This window comes from Pseudomonas sp. NBRC 111140 (assembly GCF_001320885.1).
Classification (GTDB): Bacteria; Pseudomonadota; Gammaproteobacteria; order Pseudomonadales; family Pseudomonadaceae; genus Aquipseudomonas; species Aquipseudomonas putida_P.
This window is the reverse complement of the sequence record NZ_BCBQ01000066.1, coordinates 22,653-36,131: the sequence shown is the minus strand read 5'-3', so window position 1 is coordinate 36,131 and position 13,479 is coordinate 22,653. Positions and strand designations below refer to the sequence as shown.

Here is a 13,479-nt window from a genome sequence, read left to right as displayed (position 1 = left end):
CGGTCTGCGCTTCGCAATCCGTGAAGGCGGTCGTACCGTCGGCGCCGGCGTTGTGGCCAAAATCATCGAGTAATCACTCGACCGATTGAAAAAACCCCCGCTCAGCGGGGGTTTTTTTTATTGGGTTGACACTAAATGGGGGCGTCTATAGAATCACGCCTCCTTTTAGCGGGCGTAGTGCGTCCGTTGGGAACAGCCTGGAGTCTGAAATCCAATGCAAAATCAGCAAATCCGTATCAGGTTGAAGGCTTTCGACCATCGCCTGATCGACCAATCCACCCAGGAAATCGTGGAAACCGCGAAACGTACTGGTGCACAAGTGCGTGGTCCAATTCCACTGCCTACCCGCAAAGAGCGTTTCACCGTTCTGGTCTCCCCGCACGTCAACAAAGACGCGCGTGACCAGTACGAGATTCGCACTCATAAGCGTGTTCTGGACATCGTCCAGCCAACGGATAAAACCGTTGACGCGCTGATGAAGCTTGATCTGGCGGCAGGTGTGGAAGTACAGATCAGCCTCGGCTAAGACTTCGGTCTAGTCGTGTAACGCTCTGAAATGGGCGGCCATAGCGGGTGAAAGCCCCGTACACTCATGAGGTTTACAACATGACTATTGGTGTAATCGGTCGCAAGTGCGGTATGACCCGCATTTTCACCGAAGAAGGTGTCTCCATTCCGGTCACGGTCATTGAGATCGAGCCGAATCGCGTCACCCAGTTCAAAACTGAAGAAACCGATGGCTACCGTGCAGTGCAAGTCACTGTCGGCGAGCGTCGTGCTTCGCGTGTGACTGCCGCTCAGGCAGGCCACTTCGCCAAGGCCAACGTTGCCGCTGGTCGCGGTGTTTGGGAGTTCCGTCTTGAAGAAGGCGATTTCCAGGCTGGCGATCTGATCAAAGCTGAACTCTTCACTGCAGGCCAGCTGGTTGACGTTACTGGTCAGTCCAAAGGTAAAGGCTTCGCCGGTACCATCAAGCGCTGGAACTTCCGTGGTCAGGACAACACCCACGGTAACTCCGTGTCGCACCGTGTTCCTGGTTCCATCGGCCAGTGCCAGACTCCTGGTCGTGTGTTCAAGGGCAAGAAGATGTCCGGTCACATGGGCGCCGAGCGCGTGACTGTTCAGTCCCTGGAAGTAGTTCGCGTAGACGCTGAACGCAACCTGCTGCTGATCAAGGGTGCCGTACCTGGCGCTACTGGCGGCGACGTGGTTGTACGTCCAGCTGTCAAGGCTCGCGGTTAAGGGGAAACTGACATGCAACTTAATGTAAATGACGCTCAGGCGATCGAAGTTTCCGAACTGACTTTCGGTGGCGAATTCAACGAGACGCTGGTTCACCAAGCAGTCGTGGCCTACATGGCCGGCGGCCGTCAGGGTACCAAGCAGCAGAAGACCCGTTCCGACGTGGCTGGTGGCGGTAAGCGCCCATGGCGTCAGAAGGGTACTGGTCGTGCTCGTGCTGGTACCACTCGTGGTCCGATCTGGCGTGGCGGTGGTGTAACCTTCGCAGCTCGCCCTCAAGATCACTCGCAAAAGCTCAACAAGAAGATGTACCGCGCAGCTCTGCGCTCCATCCTCGCTGAGCTGGTGCGTAGCGACCGTCTGGTCGTGGTTCAGGACTTCGCTGTTGAAGCACCGAAAACCAAAGATCTGCTGAACAAGCTGAACGGCATGGGTCTGAGCGACGTACTGATCGTCTCCGACGCTGTTGATCAGAACCTGTACCTGGCTGCTCGCAACCTGCCGCACGTCGACGTACGTGACGTACAGGGTTCCGACCCGGTCAGTCTGATCGCATACGAGAAAGTGTTGATCACTGTCTCGGCCGTGAAGAAATTCGAGGAGCTGCTGGGATGAACCAGGAACGCGTATTTAAAGTCCTCCTTGGCCCGCACGTTTCCGAGAAGGCTACCGTTCTGGCTGAGAAAAAAGGCCAGTTCGTATTCAAGGTTGCTACCGATGCAACCAAGCTGGAAATCAAGAAAGCTGTCGAAGGCCTGTTCAACGTAAAAGTTGAAAACGTGTCGACTGTTAACGTTCTGGGTAAAACCAAGCGTACCGCACGTGGTCTGGGCAAGCGTAATGACTGGAAGAAGGCGATCGTATCCCTTCAGCCAGGCCAAGATCTCGATTTCAGCAGCAGTGCTGAGTAAGGAAGGGGTGCATCATGGCAATCGTTAAATGCAAACCGACTTCCCCTGGCCGCCGTTTCGTGGTCAAGGTGGTCAACAAGGAGCTGCACAAAGGCGCTCCTCACGCACCGCTGCTCGAGAAGAAATCGAAGTCTGGTGGTCGTAACAACAATGGCCGCATTACCACTCGTCACGTTGGTGGTGGTCATAAGCAGCATTACCGTCTGGTCGACTTCCGTCGCAACGACAAAGATGGCATTCCAGCCACTGTCGAGCGTATCGAATACGATCCAAACCGTACTGCTCACATCGCCCTGCTGTGCTATGCAGACGGTGAGCGTCGCTACATCATCGCCCCTAAAGGCGTGAGCGCTGGCGACCAGCTGATCGCAGGTGCCCTGGCCCCAATCAAGGCCGGTAACTCCCTGCAGCTGCGTAACATCCCAGTAGGTAGCACCATTCACGGCGTCGAACTGAAGCCGGGTAAAGGTGCTCAGATCGCTCGTTCCGCTGGTGCTTCGGCTCAGCTGATCGCTCGTGACGGCGTATACGTGACTCTGCGTCTGCGTTCCGGTGAGATGCGTAAAGTACTGGCTGAATGCCGTGCGACCCTGGGTGAAGTCTCGAACTCCGAGCACAGCCTGCGTTCGCTGGGTAAAGCTGGTGCCAAACGCTGGCGCGGCGTTCGCCCAACCGTTCGTGGTGTTGCCATGAACCCGGTTGACCACCCGCATGGTGGTGGTGAAGGTCGTACCTCCGGTGGTCGTCATCCGGTATCGCCATGGGGCTTCCCAACCAAGGGTGCTAAAACCCGTGGTAATAAGCGTACCGACAACATGATCGTCCGTCGTCGCAAGTAACTAGAGGGATACGACAGTGCCACGTTCTCTGAAAAAAGGTCCTTTTATCGATCTTCACCTGTTGAAGAAGGTCGAAGTGGCGGTGGAGAAGAACGATCGCAAGCCAGTTAAAACCTGGTCGCGTCGCTCGATGATCCTGCCACAAATGGTCGGTCTGACCATCGCGGTTCACAACGGTCGCCAGCATGTTCCAGTTCTCGTGAACGAAGACATGGTCGGCCACAAACTGGGCGAGTTCGCCGGTACCCGCACCTATCGCGGGCACGTGGCTGACAAGAAAGCCAAGCGTTAAGGGGTAAGGAAATGGAAGTAGCCGCTAAGTTGTCGGGCGCTCGCATCTCCGCCCAGAAAGCCCGCTTGGTCGCCGACCAGATCCGCGGGAAGAAGGTGGGCGAAGCGCTCAACCTGTTGGCCTTCAGCAGCAAAAAAGCCGCTGAAATCATGAAGAAAGTCCTCGAGTCGGCCGTTGCCAACGCCGAACACAACGAAGGCGCAGACGTTGATGACCTGAAGGTCTCCACCGTCTTCGTCAACGAAGGGCGTTCGCTGAAGCGCATCATGCCACGTGCCAAAGGCCGTGCTGATCGCATCGTCAAGCGGTCTTGCCATATCACTGTCAAGGTTGCGGACAAGTAACGGAGTCGATCAGATGGGTCAGAAAGTACATCCCACTGGCATTCGCCTGGGAATCGTCAAGGAGCACACCTCCGTCTGGTACGCAGACGGTGCTACTTACGCAGATTACCTGTTGAAGGATCTGAAAACGCGTGAGTACCTCCAAGACAAACTAAAAAGCGCGTCCGTAAGCCGTATCGATATTCATCGTCCGGCTCAAACTGCACGCATCACCATCCACACCGCTCGTCCCGGTATCGTTATCGGTAAGAAAGGTGAAGATGTCGAGAAGCTGCGTCAGGACCTGACCAAGCAGATGGGTGTGCCTGTGCACATCAACATCGAAGAGATCCGCAAGCCGGAACTCGACGCTATGCTGGTTGCGCAGAGCGTAGCTCAGCAGCTGGAACGCCGCGTAATGTTCCGTCGCGCCATGAAGCGCGCAGTACAGAACGCCATGCGTATTGGTGCCAAGGGCATCAAGATCCAGGTGAGCGGTCGTCTCGGCGGTGCTGAGATTGCTCGTACCGAGTGGTATCGCGAAGGTCGTGTGCCTCTGCACACCCTGCGTGCCGATATCGACTACAACACCTACGAAGCTCACACCACTTACGGTGTGATCGGTGTGAAGGTTTGGATCTTCAAAGGCGAAGTTATTGGTGGTCGCCAAGAAGAACTGAAACCACAAGCACCAGCGCCTCGTAAAAAAGCTGCTAAGTAAGGGGTACGCCAAATGTTGCAACCAAAGCGTACAAAATTCCGCAAGCAGATGACTGGCCACAACCGTGGTCTGGCACTGCGCGGTAGCAAAGTCAGCTTCGGCGAATTCGCTCTGAAAGCTGTTGCTCGCGGTCGCCTCACCGCTCGCCAGATCGAGTCCGCACGTCGTGCGCTGACCCGTCACGTTAAACGTGGCGGTAAGATCTGGATCCGTGTGTTCCCGGACAAGCCGATCTCCAAGAAGCCTCTCGAGGTTCGTATGGGTAAAGGTAAGGGCTCCGTGGAATACTGGGTTGCCCAGATTCAGCCAGGCAAAGTCCTGTACGAGATCGAGGGTGTTTCTGAAGAGCTGGCGCGCGAAGCTTTCGCCCTGGCTGCTGCAAAGCTGCCTCTCGCCACCTCCTTTGTTAAGCGGACGGTGATGTGATGAAAGCGAATGAACTTCGTGAAAAATCGGCACAGCAGCTGAACGAGCAACTGCTCGGCTTGCTGCGCGACCAGTTCAATCTGCGTATGCAGAAAGCAACTGGCCAGTTGGGGCAGTCGCACCTGCTCTCGCAAGTTAAGCGTGACATCGCTCGCGTGAAAACTGTGCTCAACCAGCAGGCAGGTAAGTGATCATGGCTGAAGCTGAAAAAACCGTCCGTACGCTGACTGGCCGTGTCGTCAGCGACAAAATGGACAAGACCATCACCGTACTGATCGAGCGTCGCGTAAAGCACCCGATCTACGGTAAATACGTTAAGCGTTCGACTAAGCTGCACGCGCACGACGAATCCAACCAGTGCAAGATCGGCGACAAGGTTTCCATCCGTGAAACCCGTCCGCTGGCCAAGACCAAGTCCTGGGCACTGGTTGAAGTCCTCGAACGCGCTGTTGAAGTCTAAGGGCTAGGGGTCGGAGAAATTTTATGATTCAGACTCAATCCATGCTCGATGTGGCCGATAACAGCGGCGCTCGTCGCGTCATGTGCATCAAGGTGCTCGGCGGTTCGCACCGTCGTTACGCCGGCATCGGTGACATCATCAAGGTTACCGTCAAGGAAGCAATTCCACGCGGTAAGGTCAAAAAAGGCCAAGTGATGACCGCTGTTGTCGTGCGCACCCGTCACGGTGTTCGTCGCGCTGACGGTTCCATCATTCGTTTCGACGGCAACGCTGCTGTTCTGCTGAACAACAAGCAAGAGCCGATCGGCACTCGCATCTTCGGGCCAGTGACCCGTGAACTTCGTACTGAGAAGTTCATGAAGATCGTCTCGCTCGCCCCTGAAGTGCTGTAAGGAGATCCGACATGCAAAAGATTCGTCGTGACGACGAGATCATCGTGATCGCCGGCAAAGACAAAGGTAAGCGCGGTAAGGTGCTGAAGGTTCTCGCTGATGACCGTCTGGTCATCGGTGGTGTGAACCTGGTCAAGCGTCATACCAAGCCTAACCCGATGGCGGGCGTACAGGGCGGTATCGTCGAGAAAGAAGCGCCTCTGCACGCTTCCAACGTTGCCATCTTCAACGGCGAAACCAACAAGGCTGACCGCGTTGGTTTCAAAGTAGAAGACGGTAAAAAAATTCGTGTCTTCAAGTCGACCCAAAAAGCGGTTGATGCTTGAACACTGCTAGGTAGAAGACCATGGCACGACTGAAAGAGATTTACCGGAACGAAATCGCTCCTAAGCTTAAGGAAGAACTTAAGCTGTCGAACGTGATGGAAGTTCCGCGCGTTACCAAGATCACCCTGAACATGGGTCTGGGCGAAGCGATCGGCGACAAGAAAGTCATCGAGCACGCTGTTGCCGACCTGGAAAAGATCACCGGTCAAAAGCCGGTCGTGACTTTCGCTCGCAAATCCATCGCTGGCTTCAAAGTCCGCGAAGGCTGGCCGATCGGCGTCAAGGTGACCCTGCGTAGCGACAAGATGTACGAATTCCTGGACCGCCTGCTGGCGATCTCCCTGCCTCGGGTTCGCGACTTCCGCGGCCTGAATGCCAAGTCCTTCGATGGCCGTGGCAACTACAGCATGGGCGTGAAAGAGCAGATCATCTTCCCGGAAATCGATTACGACAAGATCGATGCTCTGCGCGGTTTGGACATCACCCTGACCACCACTGCTCGTTCGGACGACGAAGGCCGCGCTCTGCTGCGTGCTTTCAAGTTCCCGTTCCGCAACTGATTGGAGTAGGAAAATGGCCAAGAAGAGCATGAAAAACCGCGAGCTGAAGCGTCAGCTCACGGTAGCCAAGTTCGCTAAGAAGCGTGCTGAGCTGAAAGCGACCATCGTCAACGTTAACGCCTCTCCAGAAGAGCGTTTCGCTGCCGTTGTCGCTCTGCAGAAGCAGCCGCGTGATGCCAGCGCTGCGCGCCTGCGCAACCGTTGCCGCCTGACCGGTCGTCCTCACGGTGTATACCGTAAGTTCGGCCTGGGCCGTAACATGCTGCGTCAAGCTGCAATGCGCGGTGACGTACCAGGTCTGGTTAAAGCCTCCTGGTAATCGCTGCAGGCAAGATCCTGGTGGAAGGGGAGCAATCTTCCGACCGCCGGTGACCTTGCCATCAAACAAGCCCCTATATGGGGCTTGTTTCGTTTCTGCCTTGTGTCTAGAATGACCGGCTCACCTGAGCCTGGGTTTTTTGCCCAATCCGCTCGGGTGGTTGTCATAGCCGCAAGGCTAATAATTCTTGTATCAGGAGCATCTAGCCCATGAGTATGCAGGACCCGTTAGCGGACATGCTAACTCGCATCCGTAATGCCCAGATGGCTGAAAAGTCCGTCGTAAGCATGCCTTCCTCTACCCTGAAGGTCGCGGTTGCCAAAGTTCTGAAGGACGAAGGTTACATCGCTGGCTACCAGGTAACTGGTGAGGCCAAGCCTTCCCTGTCGATCGAACTGAAGTACTTCGAAGGCCGTCCGGTCATCGAGGAACTGAAGCGCTCCAGCCGTCCAGGCCTGCGCCAGTACAAGGCCGTCACCGATCTGCCGAAAGTACGTGGCGGTCTGGGCGTGTCTATCGTCTCCACCAACAAAGGTGTGATGACTGATCGCGCTGCGCGCGCTGCCGGTGTCGGCGGCGAAGTTCTGTGCACAGTGTTCTAAGGGGGGATAGACATGTCTCGCGTCGCTAAGAACCCCGTTAAGCTGCCATCCGGTGTCGAAGTCAAATTCGCTGGCCAGCAGCTTTCGGTGAAGGGTGCTAAAGGCACTCTCGAACTGAACGTTCACTCGTCTGTTGAAGTTACCGAAGAGTCTGGTGAGCTGCGTTTCGTCGCTCGCAATGGTGACCAGCAAGCTCGTGCCATGGCCGGTACTACCCGTGCCCTGGTCAACAACATGGTCCAAGGCGTAAGCCAAGGCTTCGAGCGTAAGCTCCAGCTGGTCGGTGTTGGTTACAAGGCACAGGCCAAGGGCACCGTCCTGAACCTGGCCCTGGGCTTCTCTCACCCAGTGGACTACGAACTGCCAGCCGGTATCACCGCTGAAACACCTAGCCAGACCGACATCCTGATCAAGGGTATCGATAAGCAGCTGGTAGGTCAGGTGGCCGCTGAAATCCGCGACTTCCGTCCGCCAGAGCCTTACAAAGGTAAAGGTGTGCGTTACGCGGACGAAGTAGTCCGTCGTAAAGAAGCCAAGAAGAAGTAGGGCCTAGTAAATGACCGACAAAAAAGTTATTCGACTGCGTCGCGCTCGCAAAGCACGTCTCAAGATGCACGAACTCGAAGTCGTGCGCCTGTGCGTGTTCCGCTCCTCGCAGCACATCTACGCCCAGGTCATTTCGGCCGACGGCAGCAAGGTTCTGGCAAGCGCCTCGACCTTGGACAAAGACCTGCGTGATGGCGCCACTGGCAACATCGACGCGGCCACTAAGGTTGGCAAGCTGGTAGCTGAGCGTGCGAAAGCCGCCGGTGTATCTCAAGTTGCCTTTGACCGTTCCGGCTTCAAGTACCATGGCCGCGTCAAAGCGCTGGCTGATGCTGCTCGTGAAGGCGGGCTGGAGTTCTAAGTTATGGCAAATAACGATCAAAAGCGCGACGAAGGCTACATCGAGAAGCTGGTTCAAGTTAACCGCGTTGCCAAAACCGTAAAAGGCGGCCGTATCTTCACCTTCACCGCGCTGACCGTGGTAGGTGATGGTAAAGGTCGTGTTGGCTTCGGCCGTGGCAAGTCGCGCGAAGTACCAGCCGCGATCCAGAAAGCCATGGAAGCTGCTCGCCGCAACATGATTCAGGTTGACCTGAAGGGCACCACCCTGCAGTACGCCACCAAGGCTGCCCACGGCGCCTCGAAGGTTTACATGCAGCCTGCCTCGGAAGGTACCGGTATCATCGCCGGTGGCGCAATGCGTGCTGTCCTGGAAGTTGCTGGTGTTCAGAACGTTCTGGCCAAGTGCTACGGTTCGACCAACCCAGTGAACGTGGTTTACGCCACCTTCAAGGGTCTGAAAGCCATGCAATCTCCTGAATCCATTGCTGCCAAGCGCGGCAAGAGCGTCGAGGAGATCTTCTGATCATGGCAACCGTAAAAGTAACGCTGATCAAGAGCGTCTCGGGCCGTCTGCCTAACCACAAGCTGTGCGTTAAAGGCCTGGGTCTGCGTCGTATCGGTCACACTGTAGAAGTCCAGGATACTCCCGAGAACCGCGGGATGATCAACAAGGCTTACTACATGCTGAAGGTCGAGGGCTAATCGATGAAACTCAATGATCTGAGTCCAGCGCCGGGTTCCCGTCGCGAGAAGCATCGTCCAGGTCGTGGTATCGGTAGCGGTCTGGGTAAGACCGGCGGCCGTGGCCACAAAGGTCAGACTTCCCGTTCGGGTGGTTCGATCGCTCCTGGCTTCGAAGGCGGTCAACAGCCGCTGCACCGTCGTCTGCCGAAGTTCGGCTTCGTTTCCCTGAAAGCCATGGACCGCGCAGAAGTGCGTCTGTCCGAGCTGGCCAAAGTGGAAGGCGACGTGATCTCCGTGCAATCCCTGAAGGATGCCAACGTGATCAACCAGCACATTCAGCGTGTGAAAATCATGCTGTCTGGCGAAGTTACTCGCGCAGTCACCATCAAGGGCATCGCAGCCACCAAGGGTGCGCGTGCGGCTATCGAAGCAGCTGGCGGCAAATTCGAGGAATAAATGGCTAAGCAAGGTGCTCTCTCTTCGCTCGGTAAGGGCGGGATGTCGGAACTCTGGGCTCGTCTGCGCTTTCTGTTCATGGCGATCATCGTCTATCGGATAGGTGCGCATATCCCGGTTCCCGGCATCAATCCGGACCGTCTGGCGGATCTGTTTCGGCAGAATGAGGGGACCATTCTTAGCTTGTTCAACATGTTTTCCGGTGGCGCGCTCGAGCGCATGAGCATCTTTGCACTGGGGATCATGCCGTACATTTCGGCATCGATCATCATGCAGCTGATGACCGCGGTCAGCCCGCAACTGGAGCAGTTGAAGAAGGAAGGTGAAGCTGGCCGTCGCAAGATCAGCCAGTACACCCGCTACGGCACCGTTATCCTGGCACTGGTTCAAGCCATTGGCATGTCCATTGGCCTGGCCAACCAGGGCGTGGCGTTTTCTGTGGGCCTGGGCTTCCATGTCGTCGCCGTCTCCACCTTCGTGGCAGGCGCGATGTTCATGATGTGGCTGGGCGAGCAGATCACCGAGCGCGGTGTGGGCAACGGTATCTCGATGTTGATCTTCGCAGGTATCGTTGCCGGTCTTCCGAGAGCAATCGGGCAGTCTTTCGAGTCTGCACGCACAGGCGATATCAACATTTTCGCCTTGGTCGCTATCGGTTTGCTGGCAGTAGCGATTATCGGTTTCGTGGTGTTCATTGAGCGTGGTCAGCGTCGTATCGCCGTTCACTACGCCAAGCGTCAGCAGGGCCGCAAGGTCTTCGCTGCGCAGACCAGCCACTTGCCGTTGAAGGTGAACATGGCGGGGGTTATCCCGGCCATTTTCGCGAGCAGCATTTTGCTGTTCCCGGCTTCGCTGGGTGCCTGGTTCGGTCAGTCCGAAGGTATGGGCTGGCTGCAGGACATCTCGCAGTCGATCGCTCCTGGTCAGCCGTTGAACATTCTGCTGTTTAGTGCAGGGATCATTTTCTTCTGCTTCTTCTACACAGCATTGATGTTCAATCCGAAAGACGTAGCGGAAAACCTGAAGAAGTCCGGTGCCTTTATTCCGGGTATCCGTCCTGGTGAGCAGTCGGCGCGCTACATTGATGGCGTTCTGACCCGTTTGACCATGTTCGGTGCTCTTTACATGATGGCCGTCTGCCTTCTGCCCCAGTTCCTGGTGGTGGCAGCAAATGTGCCGTTCTACCTTGGCGGGACCTCGTTGCTGATTGTGGTAGTGGTTGTGATGGACTTCATGTCCCAAGTACAATCGCACCTCGTTTCGCACCAGTACGAATCCCTGATGAAGAAAGCCAACCTGAAAGGCTACGGTGGCAGCGGTCTGCTGCGCTGATACGCCCCTAAGGTTCGAGGAGTCGGTAATGAAAGTTCGTGCATCGGTGAAAAAGCTGTGCCGTAACTGCAAGATCATCCGTCGCGAAGGCGTCGTACGAGTGATCTGCAGCGCGGAACCGCGTCACAAACAGCGCCAAGGCTGAGTGTGATCTGCGCTTCAAACCCAGCAGCTAGTGTGCTGCTGGGTTGATTATTCGTTTCTACAGCGATATTATCTCGCGCCCTATTTCTTGGCTTCCGGGGCGTAGGTAGCTGTCAATTGGAGTCCCACTGAATGGCCCGTATTGCAGGCGTCAACATTCCAGATAACAAGCATACTGTTATCTCGCTGACCTACATCTATGGTGTCGGTCGCACAACTGCACAGAAGATCTGTGCAGACGCTGGTGTAAATCCAGCCGCTAAGATCAAGGATCTGAGCGACGAGCAAATCGAAACCCTGCGTGGCGAAGTTGCGAAGTTCACCACCGAAGGTGACCTGCGTCGTGACATCAACATGAAGATCAAGCGCTTGATGGACCTGGGTTGCTACCGCGGCCTGCGTCATCGTAAAGGTCTGCCGGTTCGCGGTCAGCGCACCAAGACCAACGCACGCACCCGTAAGGGCCCGCGTAAGCCGATCCGCAAGTAATCGCCCAGGAATATAGACATGGCAAAACCTGCTGCTCGTCCTCGTAAGAAAATCAAAAAGACAGTGGTTGATGGCATCGCCCACATCCATGCGTCTTTCAACAACACCATCGTGACCATCACCGACCGTCAGGGCAATGCTTTGTCCTGGGCGACCTCCGGTGGTTCGGGTTTCCGTGGTTCGCGCAAATCCACCCCGTTCGCAGCTCAGATCGCTGCTGAGCGTGCTGGTCAAGCTGCGCTGGAATACGGTCTGAAGAACCTCGACGTTAACGTCAAGGGTCCAGGTCCAGGTCGTGAGTCCGCCGTTCGTGCATTGAACAGCTGCGGCTACAAGATCGCCAGCATCACCGACGTGACGCCTATCCCGCATAACGGGTGCCGTCCGCCGAAGAAGCGTCGCGTGTAATCAGGAGACAGAAGAATGGCACGTTACATTGGTCCAAAATGCAAACTGTCTCGTCGTGAAGGCACCGATCTGTTCCTGAAGAGCGGCGTTCGCGCTCTGGAATCGAAGTGCAACATCGAAGCAGCCCCAGGTATCCACGGCCAGCGCCGTGGCCGTCAGTCCGACTACGGCACCCAGCTGCGTGAGAAACAAAAAGTCCGTCGTATCTACGGTGTTCTGGAGCGTCAGTTCCGCGGTTACTACCAAGCTGCTGCCTCGAAAAAAGGCGCAACCGGTGAGAACCTGCTGCAACTGCTCGAGTGCCGTCTGGATAACGTCGTTTACCGTATGGGCTTCGGCTCGACTCGTTCCGAGTCGCGTCAGCTGGTTTCGCACAAAGCGATCAGCGTCAACGGTAAGACTGTAAACATTCCATCCTACCAAGTTCGTCCGGGTGACGTGGTCGCGGTCCGCGAGAAGTCGCTGGCCCAGCTGCGCATTGTTCAAGCCCTTGAACTGTGCGCCCAGCGTGGCCGCGTTGAGTGGGTTGACGTGGATGCTGCTAAAAAGTCGGGCGTTTTCAAGAACGTTCCTGCTCGCAGCGACCTGTCTGCCGACATCAACGAAAACCTGATTGTCGAGCTCTACTCCAAGTAAGGGCTAGAAAATAGGTGCATCCATGCAGATTTCGGTAAATGAGTTCCTGACTCCCCGCCACATTGATGTGCAGGTAGTCAGTCCGACCCGCGCCAAGATCACGCTCGAGCCTCTCGAGCGTGGCTTTGGCCACACCCTGGGCAACGCGCTGCGCCGCATCCTGTTGTCCTCTATGCCTGGCTGTGCAGTAGTCGAGGCCGAGATCGATGGCGTACTCCACGAGTACTCCGCGATCGAAGGTGTTCAGGAAGACGTAATTGAAATCCTGTTGAACCTGAAAGGCCTGGCTATCAAACTGCACGGTCGTGACGAAGTTACGCTGACCTTGTCGAAAAAGGGTTCGGGGGTGGTTACCGCTGCCGATATTCAGCTGGATCACGATGTCGAGATCGTCAACCCCGATCACGTAATCGCGAACCTGGCGTCGAATGGCGCCCTGAACATGAAGCTCACCGTAGCTCGTGGTCGTGGTTACGAGCCGGCCGACTCCCGTCAAACCGACGAAGACGAAAGCCGTAGCATTGGCCGTCTGCAGTTGGACGCTTCGTTCAGCCCGGTGCGTCGTATCGCCTATGTGGTCGAAAACGCCCGTGTTGAACAGCGTACCAACCTGGACAAACTGGTCATTGATCTGGAAACCAACGGCACCCTGGATCCTGAAGAGGCTATCCGCCGCGCTGCGACCATCCTGCAACAGCAGTTGGCCGCGTTCGTCGACCTCAAAGGTGACAGCGAGCCTGTCGTAGTCGAGCAGGAAGACGAGATCGATCCGATCCTGCTGCGTCCGGTTGACGACCTGGAACTGACTGTACGTTCGGCCAACTGCCTCAAGGCGGAGAACATCTACTACATCGGCGACCTGATTCAGCGTACCGAAGTAGAGCTGTTGAAGACTCCTAACCTGGGCAAGAAGTCCCTGACTGAAATCAAGGACGTGCTGGCCTCTCGTGGTCTGTCTCTCGGCATGCGCCTCGACAACTGGCCGCCTGCAAGTCTTAAGAAAGACGACAAGGCGACCGCCTGATCGTC

At 56.2% G+C, this 13,479-nt stretch carries 27 protein-coding genes and 1 pseudogene; all 28 read left to right on the top strand.

All coding sequences use genetic code 11. The annotated features are described in order from the left end of the window. Nucleotides 1-73 (top strand): annotated as a pseudogene (locus tag APH42_RS29390) (elongation factor Tu); the annotation flags it as partial. 141 nt (nt 74-214) lie between these two features. Beyond that, nucleotides 215-526 carry a 30S ribosomal protein S10 gene (gene rpsJ / locus APH42_RS19850; protein WP_003186070.1) on the top strand — a complete coding sequence of 104 codons (312 nt, stop codon included), beginning with the start codon at nt 215-217 and terminating at the stop codon, nt 524-526. An 80-nt stretch (nt 527-606) separates the two neighbouring features. Next, complete coding sequence (gene rplC, locus APH42_RS19845; RefSeq protein ID WP_003255486.1) at nt 607-1,242, top strand: 50S ribosomal protein L3; 636 nt, start codon at nt 607-609, stop codon at nt 1,240-1,242. Nucleotides 1,243-1,254: 12 nt separating this feature from the next. Next, complete coding sequence (gene rplD / locus APH42_RS19840; protein ID WP_003255485.1) at nt 1,255-1,857, top strand: 50S ribosomal protein L4; 603 nt, start codon at nt 1,255-1,257, stop codon at nt 1,855-1,857. Next, nucleotides 1,854-2,153, top strand: coding sequence for a 50S ribosomal protein L23 (rplW, locus tag APH42_RS19835; protein WP_003255484.1), 300 nt, complete (start codon nt 1,854-1,856; stop codon nt 2,151-2,153). The genes rplD and rplW overlap by 4 nt, the downstream gene beginning before the upstream one ends. Nucleotides 2,154-2,167: 14 nt before the next feature. Beyond that, nucleotides 2,168-2,992, top strand: coding sequence for a 50S ribosomal protein L2 (gene rplB, locus APH42_RS19830; RefSeq protein WP_008089816.1), 825 nt, complete (start codon nt 2,168-2,170; stop codon nt 2,990-2,992). A 16-nt stretch (nt 2,993-3,008) separates the two neighbouring features. Next, nucleotides 3,009-3,284: a 30S ribosomal protein S19 gene (gene rpsS / locus APH42_RS19825; protein WP_003255482.1), complete on the top strand. Its 276-nt coding sequence runs from the start codon at nt 3,009-3,011 to the stop codon at nt 3,282-3,284. Between the two features lie 11 nt (nt 3,285-3,295). Then, nucleotides 3,296-3,628 (top strand): 50S ribosomal protein L22, encoded by a 333-nt coding sequence (gene rplV, locus APH42_RS19820; RefSeq protein WP_003103908.1) that lies wholly within the window; start codon nt 3,296-3,298, stop codon nt 3,626-3,628. Nucleotides 3,629-3,641: 13 nt separating this feature from the next. Continuing rightward, nucleotides 3,642-4,328, top strand: a complete 687-nt coding sequence (gene rpsC / locus APH42_RS19815) for a 30S ribosomal protein S3 (RefSeq protein WP_003255481.1) — start codon at nt 3,642-3,644, stop codon at nt 4,326-4,328. A gap of 12 nt (nt 4,329-4,340) precedes the next feature. Next, nucleotides 4,341-4,754 (top strand): 50S ribosomal protein L16, encoded by a 414-nt coding sequence (gene rplP, locus APH42_RS19810; RefSeq protein ID WP_003255479.1) that lies wholly within the window; start codon nt 4,341-4,343, stop codon nt 4,752-4,754. Next, nucleotides 4,754-4,945, top strand: a complete 192-nt coding sequence (rpmC, locus tag APH42_RS19805; protein ID WP_002555481.1) for a 50S ribosomal protein L29 — start codon at nt 4,754-4,756, stop codon at nt 4,943-4,945. Before rplP ends, rpmC begins: the two co-directional genes overlap by 1 nt. Nucleotides 4,946-4,947: 2 nt before the next feature. After that, nucleotides 4,948-5,214, top strand: coding sequence for a 30S ribosomal protein S17 (rpsQ, locus tag APH42_RS19800; protein WP_008089812.1), 267 nt, complete (start codon nt 4,948-4,950; stop codon nt 5,212-5,214). A 23-nt stretch (nt 5,215-5,237) separates the two neighbouring features. After that, nucleotides 5,238-5,606, top strand: coding sequence for a 50S ribosomal protein L14 (gene rplN, locus APH42_RS19795; RefSeq protein ID WP_002555479.1), 369 nt, complete (start codon nt 5,238-5,240; stop codon nt 5,604-5,606). Between the two features lie 11 nt (nt 5,607-5,617). Beyond that, nucleotides 5,618-5,932, top strand: a complete 315-nt coding sequence (rplX, locus tag APH42_RS19790) for a 50S ribosomal protein L24 (protein WP_003255476.1) — start codon at nt 5,618-5,620, stop codon at nt 5,930-5,932. 20 nt (nt 5,933-5,952) lie between these two features. Further along, nucleotides 5,953-6,492, top strand: a complete 540-nt coding sequence (gene rplE / locus APH42_RS19785) for a 50S ribosomal protein L5 (RefSeq protein WP_003255474.1) — start codon at nt 5,953-5,955, stop codon at nt 6,490-6,492. 13 nt (nt 6,493-6,505) lie between these two features. Further along, complete coding sequence (rpsN, locus tag APH42_RS19780; RefSeq protein ID WP_008089807.1) at nt 6,506-6,811, top strand: 30S ribosomal protein S14; 306 nt, start codon at nt 6,506-6,508, stop codon at nt 6,809-6,811. A gap of 209 nt (nt 6,812-7,020) precedes the next feature. Next, nucleotides 7,021-7,413: a 30S ribosomal protein S8 gene (gene rpsH, locus APH42_RS19775; RefSeq protein ID WP_003255471.1), complete on the top strand. Its 393-nt coding sequence runs from the start codon at nt 7,021-7,023 to the stop codon at nt 7,411-7,413. A 12-nt stretch (nt 7,414-7,425) separates the two neighbouring features. Next, nucleotides 7,426-7,959, top strand: a complete 534-nt coding sequence (gene rplF / locus APH42_RS19770; protein ID WP_003255469.1) for a 50S ribosomal protein L6 — start codon at nt 7,426-7,428, stop codon at nt 7,957-7,959. A 10-nt stretch (nt 7,960-7,969) separates the two neighbouring features. Beyond that, nucleotides 7,970-8,320 (top strand): 50S ribosomal protein L18, encoded by a 351-nt coding sequence (rplR, locus tag APH42_RS19765; RefSeq protein WP_003255467.1) that lies wholly within the window; start codon nt 7,970-7,972, stop codon nt 8,318-8,320. A gap of 3 nt (nt 8,321-8,323) precedes the next feature. Then, nucleotides 8,324-8,824, top strand: a complete 501-nt coding sequence (gene rpsE, locus APH42_RS19760) for a 30S ribosomal protein S5 (protein WP_003255465.1) — start codon at nt 8,324-8,326, stop codon at nt 8,822-8,824. Between the two features lie 2 nt (nt 8,825-8,826). Further along, nucleotides 8,827-9,003 carry a 50S ribosomal protein L30 gene (rpmD, locus tag APH42_RS19755; protein ID WP_003255463.1) on the top strand — a complete coding sequence of 59 codons (177 nt, stop codon included), beginning with the start codon at nt 8,827-8,829 and terminating at the stop codon, nt 9,001-9,003. A 3-nt stretch (nt 9,004-9,006) separates the two neighbouring features. Next, nucleotides 9,007-9,441: a 50S ribosomal protein L15 gene (rplO, locus tag APH42_RS19750; RefSeq protein ID WP_003255461.1), complete on the top strand. Its 435-nt coding sequence runs from the start codon at nt 9,007-9,009 to the stop codon at nt 9,439-9,441. Beyond that, nucleotides 9,442-10,773, top strand: a complete 1,332-nt coding sequence (gene secY, locus APH42_RS19745) for a preprotein translocase subunit SecY (RefSeq protein WP_003257108.1) — start codon at nt 9,442-9,444, stop codon at nt 10,771-10,773. A 28-nt stretch (nt 10,774-10,801) separates the two neighbouring features. Continuing rightward, on the top strand, nt 10,802-10,918 hold the full coding sequence (rpmJ, locus tag APH42_RS19740; protein WP_002555468.1) for a 50S ribosomal protein L36: 117 nt from the start codon (nt 10,802-10,804) through the stop codon (nt 10,916-10,918). Nucleotides 10,919-11,049: 131 nt separating this feature from the next. Then, a complete protein-coding gene (gene rpsM, locus APH42_RS19735; protein WP_003255457.1) occupies nt 11,050-11,406 on the top strand; it encodes a 30S ribosomal protein S13 in 357 nt (118 codons plus the stop codon). Nucleotides 11,407-11,424: 18 nt separating this feature from the next. Beyond that, nucleotides 11,425-11,814, top strand: a complete 390-nt coding sequence (gene rpsK / locus APH42_RS19730) for a 30S ribosomal protein S11 (RefSeq protein WP_012270237.1) — start codon at nt 11,425-11,427, stop codon at nt 11,812-11,814. A 15-nt stretch (nt 11,815-11,829) separates the two neighbouring features. Further along, the gene (gene rpsD / locus APH42_RS19725; RefSeq protein WP_012270238.1) at nt 11,830-12,450 is read left to right on the top strand and encodes a 30S ribosomal protein S4; all 621 of its coding nucleotides are present in this window, start codon (nt 11,830-11,832) and stop codon (nt 12,448-12,450) included. A gap of 22 nt (nt 12,451-12,472) precedes the next feature. Beyond that, nucleotides 12,473-13,474 (top strand): DNA-directed RNA polymerase subunit alpha, encoded by a 1,002-nt coding sequence (locus APH42_RS19720; RefSeq protein ID WP_003255452.1) that lies wholly within the window; start codon nt 12,473-12,475, stop codon nt 13,472-13,474. The last annotated feature ends 5 nt before the right edge of the window (nt 13,475-13,479 follow it).